Source organism: Streptomyces sp. NPDC057271 (genome assembly GCF_042668715.1).
GTDB lineage: Bacteria > Actinomycetota > Actinomycetes > Streptomycetales > Streptomycetaceae > Streptomyces.
Window position 1 is genome coordinate 31353 of the sequence record NZ_JBHUYJ010000034.1, and the last position, 6189, is coordinate 37541.

4 protein-coding genes are annotated in these 6189 nt (G+C 72.0%); 3 read left to right on the plus strand and 1 reads right to left on the minus strand.

Annotation, left to right across the window (positions count from 1 at the left end):
• Positions 1-564: 564 nt before the first annotated feature.
• Entirely contained in the window at positions 565-4095 is a 3531-nt protein-coding gene (gene mfd, locus ACFUJR_RS17860; protein ID WP_383180826.1) for a transcription-repair coupling factor, read from the plus strand.
• Between the two features lie 180 nt (positions 4096-4275).
• Here the strand turns inward: mfd and ACFUJR_RS17865 are convergent, their stop codons facing one another.
• Complete coding sequence (locus ACFUJR_RS17865) at positions 4276-4515, minus strand: antitoxin (protein ID WP_383180823.1); 240 nt, start codon at positions 4513-4515, stop codon at positions 4276-4278.
• Between the two features lie 92 nt (positions 4516-4607).
• On the opposite strand from ACFUJR_RS17865, the gene ACFUJR_RS17870 reads away from it, so the two are divergent.
• Together ACFUJR_RS17870 and ACFUJR_RS17875 are read left to right on the plus strand one after the other, a co-directional pair.
• A complete protein-coding gene (locus tag ACFUJR_RS17870; RefSeq protein ID WP_383180820.1) occupies positions 4608-5282 on the plus strand; it encodes an HNH endonuclease family protein in 675 nt (224 codons plus the stop codon).
• A 40-nt stretch (positions 5283-5322) separates the two neighbouring features.
• On the plus strand, positions 5323-6069 hold the full coding sequence (locus ACFUJR_RS17875; RefSeq protein WP_383180817.1) for an N-acetyltransferase: 747 nt from the start codon (positions 5323-5325) through the stop codon (positions 6067-6069).
• The last annotated feature ends 120 nt before the right edge of the window (positions 6070-6189 follow it).

Genomic DNA, 6189 nt, shown 5'->3' on the forward strand with positions numbered 1-6189 from the left:
CACCGAGACCTACACCTCTTTCTTCATCGAGAGCGTTAGAGGGGGATGGGAGACGGGGTCGAGGCCGTTCTCCCTCAGGAGACCCGAGCCCGGGGGCGCGCGAGCGGGCCCGGCAGAGAGACCGGAATCCGGGGGCGCGCGAGCGGGCCCTGGCAGGAGACCTGAGCCCGGGGGCGGACGAGCGGGCCCGGCAGGAGACCTGAGTCCGGGGTCGCCCGAGCGGCCCCGGCAGGAGACCTGAGTTCGAGGTCGCCCGAGCGGCCCCGGCAGGAGACCTGAGCCCGGGGGCGCGCGAGCGGGCCCCGGCAGGAGACCCGAGCCCGGCAGGCGGACGAGCGGGCCCCGGCAGGAGACCCGAGCCCGGGAGGCGCGCGGGCCCGCCGGCCGGTTCGCCCGCTCTCACCCCGGCGCGGGCACGCATTCCCTCGCGCCCGGGTGCCGGCCACGTCGTAGGCTGGGGGAGCACCCGGCCCGTCACACGGGCCGGGAACACCCGGCCCGTGTGACGTGTCGGGCTGTTCGCGTTGCCCGCCCCCGTCGTCCGAACCCGGGATGGAAAGCTCCATGAGCCTGCACGGTCTGCTCGACCTCGTCGTCAAGGACGCGGCCCTCGCCGAAGCGGTCAAGGCCGCGTCCGACGGCCGCCGCACGCACGTGGACCTCGTCGGCCCCCCGGCCGCGCGCCCCTTCGCGGTGGCCGCGCTCGCGCGGGACACCGGGCGGCCCGTCCTCGCGGTCACCGCGACGGGGCGGGAGGCCGAGGACCTGGCGGCCGCCCTGCGCAGCCTCATCGACCCGGACAGGGTCGTCGACTACCCCTCCTGGGAGACGCTGCCCCACGAGCGGCTCTCGCCCCGCTCGGACACCGTCGGCCGGCGCCTCGCCGTGCTGCGCCGCCTGGCCCACCCGTCCACCGACGACCCGGCCGCCGGCCCGGTCTCCGTCGTCGTCGCGCCCGTACGGTCCGTGCTCCAGCCGCAGGTCAAGGGCCTCGGCGACCTGGAGCCCGTCTCCCTGCGCACCGGGCAGACGGCCGACCTGAACGAGATCGTGGAGGGCCTCGCGGCCGCCGCGTACTCGCGTGTGGAGCTGGTCGAGAAGCGCGGCGAGTTCGCCGTCCGCGGCGGCATCCTGGACGTCTTCCCGCCCACCGAGGAGCACCCGCTCCGGATCGAGTTCTGGGGCGACGACGTCGAGGAGATCCGTTACTTCAAGGTCGCCGACCAGCGCTCCCTCGAAGTCGCCGAACACGGCCTGTGGGCCCCGCCCTGCCGCGAGCTGCTCCTCACCGACGACGTGCGGTCCCGGGCGCGGGAGCTCGCCGAACGCCACCCCGAGCTGGGCGAGCTGCTGGGCAAGATCGCCGAGGGGATCGCCGTCGAGGGCATGGAGTCCCTCGCGCCCGTCCTGGTGGACGACATGGAGCTGTTGCTCGACGTGATGCCGAAGGGCTCGATGGCCGTCGTGTGCGACCCGGAGCGGGTCCGGACGCGCGCCGCCGACCTCGTCGCGACGTCACAGGAGTTCCTCCAGGCGTCCTGGGCGGCGACCGCCGGGGGCGGCGAGGCGCCGATCGACGTGGGCGCGGCCTCCCTCTGGGGGATCGCCGACGTGCGGGACCGGGCGCGCGAGCTCGACATGATGTGGTGGTCGGTCTCCCCGTTCGCGGCGGACGAGACGCTCGACGACGACACCCTGAAGCTCGGGATGCGCGCGCCGGAGACGTACCGCGGCGACACCGCCCGGGCGCTCGCCGACACCAAGGGCTGGCTGGCCGACGGCTGGCGCACGGTCTACGTCACCGAGGCGCACGGCCCGGCGACCCGCACGGTCGAGGTCCTCGGCGGTGAGGGCATCGCGGCCCGGCTCGACGCGGACCTGGCCGAGGTCACCCCGTCCGTGGTCCATGTGGCGACCGGCTCGATCGACTACGGCTTCGTCGACCCGGCGCTCCGGCTCGCCGTCCTCACCGAGACCGACCTGTCCGGCCAGAAGGCGGCCGGCAAGGACGGCCAGCGGATGCCGGCCAAGCGGCGCAAGACGATCGACCCGCTGACCCTGGAGGTCGGCGACTACATCGTGCACGAGCAGCACGGTGTCGGCCGGTACATCGAGATGGTCCAGCGGACCGTGCAGGGCGCCACCCGCGAGTACCTCCTCGTCGAGTACGCCCCGGCCAAGCGCGGCCAGCCCGGCGACCGGCTCTACATCCCGACCGACCAGCTGGAGCAGGTCACCAAGTACGTCGGTGGCGAGGCCCCCACGCTGCACCGGCTCGGCGGCGCGGACTGGACGAAGACCAAGGCGCGGGCGAAGAAGGCGGTCAAGGAGATCGCCGCCGACCTGATCAAGCTGTACAGCGCCCGGATGGCGGCCCCGGGGCACGCGTTCGGCCCCGACACCCCCTGGCAACGGGAGCTGGAGGACGCCTTCCCGTACGTGGAGACGCCCGACCAGCTGTCCACCATCGCCGAGGTGAAGGAGGACATGGAGAAGACGGTCCCGATGGACCGGCTGATCTGCGGTGACGTCGGCTACGGCAAGACGGAGATCGCGGTCCGCGCGGCGTTCAAGGCGGTCCAGGACGGCAAGCAGGTCGCCGTGCTCGTACCGACCACGCTGCTCGTGCAGCAGCACTTCGGCACGTTCTCGGAGCGGTACTCGCAGTTCCCCGTCGTCACCCGGGCGCTCTCCCGCTTCCAGACCGAGACGGAGTCGAAGGCGACGATGGAGGGTCTGAAGGACGGTTCCGTCGACATCGTCATCGGCACCCACCGCCTCTTCTCCTCCGAGACCAGGTTCAAGGACCTCGGCCTGGTCATCGTCGACGAGGAGCAGCGCTTCGGCGTCGAGCACAAGGAGCAGCTGAAGAAGCTCCGGGCCAACGTCGACGTCCTGACGATGTCCGCCACCCCCATCCCCCGTACGCTCGAAATGGCGGTCACCGGCATCCGCGAGATGTCGACGATCACCACCCCGCCCGAGGAGCGGCACCCGGTCCTCACCTTCGTCGGGCCGTACGAGGAGAAGCAGATCGGCGCGGCCATCCGCCGTGAACTCCTGCGCGAGGGCCAGGTCTTCTACATCCACAACCGGGTGGAGTCGATCGACCGGGCGGCGGCGCGGCTGCGGGACATCGTTCCGGAGGCGCGGATCGCGACCGCGCACGGCCAGATGTCGGAGTCGGCCCTGGAGCAGGTCGTGGTCGACTTCTGGGAGAAGAAGTTCGACGTGCTGGTCTCGACGACGATCGTCGAGTCCGGCATCGACATCTCCAACGCCAACACCCTGATCGTCGAGCGCGGCGACAACTTCGGCCTCTCGCAGCTGCACCAGCTGCGCGGCCGTGTGGGCCGTGGGCGCGAGCGCGGGTACGCGTACTTCCTCTACCCGCCGGAGAAGCCGCTGACGGAGACCGCGCACGAGCGGCTCGCGACGATCGCCCAGCACACCGAGATGGGCGCGGGCATGTACGTGGCGATGAAGGACCTGGAGATCCGCGGCGCGGGCAACCTGCTCGGCGGCGAACAGTCCGGACACATCGCGGGCGTCGGCTTCGACCTGTACGTACGGATGGTGGGCGAGGCGGTCGCCGACTACCGGGCCTCCCTGGAGGGCGGTGTCGAGGAGGAGCCGCCGCTGGAGGTCAAGATCGAGCTGCCGGTCGACGCGCACGTGCCGCACGACTACGCGCCCGGCGAGCGTCTGCGCCTCCAGGCGTACCGGGCGATCGCCGCCGCCAACACGGAGGAGGACGTCAAGGCGGTACGGGAGGAGCTCACCGACCGCTACGGCAAGCTGCCCGAGCCGGTGGAGAACCTGCTCCTGGTCGCCGGTCTGCGGATGCTCGCCCGTGCCTGCGGCGTCGGCGAGATCGTGCTCCAGGGGCCGAACATCCGCTTCGCGCCGGTGGAGTTGCGGGAGTCGCAGGAGCTGCGGCTGAAGCGGCTCCACCCGCGGACGGTCGTCAAGCCGGCCGTCCACCAGATCCTGGTGCCCCGCCCGACGAGCGGGAAGATCGGTGGGAAGCCCGTGGTGGGACGCGAACTGCTGGCGTGGACGGGGGAGTTCCTGACCACGATTCTCGGGTCGTAGGAGGCGTGCGGGGCGGGGTCGGCCCCGCCCCGCACGTGCTCACCGTGTGTCGAGGGCCAGCGCCTCGGCCCTCGCCCGGTATCCGGCGTCGCCGGGGTGCGGTGGTCCTGCCGGGGCGCACCGCGGCCGTGGGGCGCGCGCGTGACGCGTACCCCACGGCCGGACGTGTGTGGAGGAGCCTCAGGTCGGGGGCTGGTCCTGCCCCCGCTGCGGGTCCTGGCCCCGCTGCCTGTCGATGTACTCCTGAGCCTTCTGCTGGCCCTGGTCGACCTGGCCGGCGTGCTTGCCGCCGGTCTTCTGGTCGATCGTGTCGCCACCGCGTTCGACGCCCTGCTGGGCCTTGTCCGGGTGCTGGCCCATCATGCCCTTGAGCTTGTCCATGATCCCCATGATGTGCGCGACTCCTTCGAAAAGGGACATACGGCTGATTCGACGCTACGCGCCCCTTCTCGATCCCGCGCGCCGAACGGCCTAGTGGTCTGGACCAAGTGGGGTCTGGTTAGGATCCGGACGTGCTCAGCTATCGCGGGTTCCTCCCCCTCGCCGCCCTCGCCTCCGCCGTCCTCATAACCTCCGGCTGTACGCAGGCCCCTGACGGCTCACCGGCCGAGGGCGCCCCCGCCGCGCGCGGCTCCGCGCTCGCCGCCGTGGACACCCTCACCGTCAAGGGCCGCGCCCCCAAGACCGGCTACGACCGGGAGAAGTTCGGCCGGGCCTGGGCCGACGTCGACGGCAACGGCTGTGGGACCCGCGACGACATCCTCAGGCGTGACCTGGCGGACGTCCGCCTCAAGGACGGTCGCTGCAAGGTCGCCTCCGGGATCCTGGCGGACGATCCGTACACCGGGGACCGCGTCGACTTCGTCCGCGGTCGCAGCAGGGTCGACATCGACCATCTCGTCGCGCTCTCGGACGCCTGGCAGAAGGGCGCGCAGAACTGGGACGCGGAGAAGCGGCGGCGGTTCGCCAACGACCCGCTCAACCTGCTCGCCGTCGAGGCGACCGCCAACCGGCGCAAGTCCGACGGGGACGCGGCGACCTGGCTGCCGCCGAACAAGGCGTACCGCTGCACCTACGTCGCCGCGCAGGTCGCGGTGAAGAAGAAGTACGGGGTCTGGGTCACCCGCGGTGAGCTCGACGCGATGCGGAAGGTCCTCGGACGCTGCCCGGAGCAGAGGCTTCCGTAAATCGTTTCTCCGGTACGCGAACGGTCGTTAGCCTGCGATCATGGAACTGCACATAACGACCCTCGCCGAGCGCCCCGAACTCGAAGGCGCGATGTGGGCGATGAAGGACCTCTGGCCGGAGTTCACGGTCAACGACCCGGTGGGCTGGTCGCACTTCGGCCGGATCGTCACGGAGCTGCCGGAGTACGTCCTCGTCGGCACCGACCCCGACGGCAAGGTCGTCGCCCGTGCGTTCAGCGTCCCCTTCCAGCTCCACGCCGAGGGGCGCGGCGAACTGCCCGCCACCGGCTGGGACCAGGTGCTCCTCTGGGCGTTCTCCGACCGTCGGCACGGGCGCGTCCCGGACACGGTCAGCGCGATCGAGGTCACCGTGGACACGAGCGCGCTGGGCCGGGGGCTCTCGGCGAAGATGCTGGGTGCCATGCGGGACAACGCCCGCCGCCTCGGCTTCTCGGAGGTCGTCGCCCCGGTCCGCCCCAACGGCAAGCACCTGGAGGCCGCGTCCTCCATCCACGAGTACGCCTTCCGTACGCGCGAGTCGGACGGCCTGCCCCACGACCCGTGGCTGCGCGTCCACGTCCGGGCCGGCGCCACGGTGGAGGCGGTGGCCCCGGCCTCGATGACGGTCGCGGCCTCGGTGGAGCAGTGGCGTGCCTGGACCGGGCTGCCGTTCGACACGGACGGCCCGGTGGAGGTCGAGGGCGCGCTGGTCCCGGTGCACTGCGAGGTCTCCCGCGGCTACGCGGTCTACGTCGAGCCGAACGTGTGGGTCCGCCACGCACTGTGACCAGCGCGACGGCGGGGGGGGCCCCCCCCCGCGGTGGGCCCCCCCCCCTTTTTGGCGTCCGTTTTCTTTTTGGTTCCCCCGCCCTTTCCCCTTTTCCGACATCCTTGGCCCCCCGCGCCT